Raw genomic sequence first — 1,185 nt, 5'->3', positions numbered from 1 at the left:
AAACCTTATTCTCTGATTTTCCTTTGGGCTGTAACCAAGTAAGAGAAATAGGAGTTTATTATCCGCTTCAATAAAAATTGGCAGTCTATCCTTTTACTTGGGTGAAGCCTCTGGATATTTGAGAGACAGGGTTCGGATTGAGACCGAACCCCTAAATTTTGGGCATGGAAACTCACCTGTCACATGAGTCCTTTTGTGCGTGATTTATGCGGCTTGTTCTTTATTTAAGAGACCTTTGCCATTTAAATATTGGGTAAATAGCTCTGTATAGATTACGTTAATATGGTCAGATGTTACCATATTGATTATTCTTACGCTTTCGCTGCTTAATGACTTGATAGTGCTAATGGTTTCTGCAATTCCAATCATCTTTTCTTTACCCTGTGGTTTATAGTTCGCAAATCGGGTAATAGCATCAATCAAATAGCGGTTCTTGATAGTTTTCTCTGTGAAGTCCATATTTTGCAGGGTTTCGACTATCTCATCGCCAATCTCCAAGTCATATTCAATAAAGTTCTCTTCCACTATACCTAATACGGCACTGTTCCATACTTTCGGTTTTATTGTCTTACCGAAATTGTAGTATTTGGTAACAACACTGATATTCGCTTTTAGCTCAACAGCCTTTTGGAACACTTTAGTATAAAACTCATGTTGTGTAGCCAAAGCTGCGTTACCTGCTTTCTCCAATCCGTTAAAACCACGGCTTAATACATTGTTCACTCCTCTGTATTGGGCAAACTCTTGCAAAGAATCAAACCGTTTAACTTGTACATTCTCTATAACCAATTGTTTCTCCTCTTTTACAATGGCATTCAAGTTATACTCATGATAAGTAGCCCATTGCCAATAACCGTTTGCGGAATCCACTGGAACATAGACATTAGGAGTTCCTTTTTTCACTATGTTTCCGTTCAGGTCTTTCAGCGTAATATCCGCATCATAGAACAAGTCAGCATCTGTTACATAAAGGGGGACTTTCTCAAACTTATCATTGGCTATCAACCCCTTGCCTAATTCAATATTAGTTTTGGCAACAGACATGCTGTAATCAGATGTAGCTATAATGATTTCACTTTGTCTTTTTGTGATTGTTACTTGTTCTTCTGTCTCATTTGTCAAGTCCCAGAATATCACCTGTGTAGTTGGAAGTTCCACCTTTTTAAGTGCTTCAAGATACCCTCT

General features: G+C 37.9%; 1 protein-coding gene. It reads right to left on the bottom strand.

Going from position 1 to position 1,185, the window contains the following annotated elements; genetic code table 11:
* Positions 1–204: 204 nt before the first annotated feature.
* Positions 205–1,185 (bottom strand): hypothetical protein (locus tag D7V92_RS22120; RefSeq protein WP_121773792.1); only part of this gene is annotated, 981 nt, incomplete at its 5' end.

This window comes from Parabacteroides sp. CH2-D42-20, from assembly GCF_003670185.1.
GTDB lineage: Bacteria > Bacteroidota > Bacteroidia > Bacteroidales > Tannerellaceae > Parabacteroides > Parabacteroides distasonis.
Note: the sequence above shows the minus strand (reverse complement) of the source record. Positions and strands in the feature narration are given on the sequence as shown.